At 75.7% G+C, this 605-nt stretch carries 1 pseudogene; it reads right to left on the bottom strand.

The window, feature by feature from the left end:
* A pseudogene (locus G7A99_RS23750) lies at nt 1–605 on the bottom strand (ATP-dependent RNA helicase); the annotation flags it as partial.

The raw sequence follows: 605 nt of genomic DNA, 5'->3' as shown, positions 1-605 counted from the left end.
CCCGCCGGGGCGAGCAGCCGGTCTTCCAGGATCAGCGAGGCCGCGGCCCGCCGGGCCGCCGGGCCGGTCAGGACCTCGCGGTCCTCGCGGATGGTGCGCTCGGCATAATGGTGGACCACCGTACCCACCAGGGCGTCGTCCTCCAGCGCGGCAGGCCCGGGACGGGTCTCCGTGATCCCCAGCTCAGGGAGCGCATCCAGCGGCAACGGCGACAGGCAGGTGGCCAGGGTGACGTTCTGCCGCGTGCCGCGACGGCCGGGGACACTGTGATCGTCGAGGACCAGCGCGGCCTCGTCCTCCTCGCCGAACAGGCTGTCGCCAACCGGGAACGCCTCGCCCTGCCCGTTCGCCAGTGCTTCCCGACGTTTGGTGCGGCGCACGTGCACCAGCTCCGGCATCGCCACCGCGGCGGCGCGGAGCGCGGTGCCGGCCTGCGTGGCGAGATCCGCGTCCTCGCCGGCGGTGCCCGGCAGGTCCATGGCCTCGCGCAGCTGCGCGGCCAGCCGCCCGGCCTCGGTCCGCTGGCGCCGGTCCACGCGCACCCCCGGCAGATCGACACCGCGAAGCGCCGCCACCCGCAGCGTCGCATCGCAACGCCGGCCCAG

The organism is Arhodomonas sp. KWT (assembly GCF_010993615.1).
This window is presented reverse-complemented; position numbering and strand designations above follow the sequence as displayed.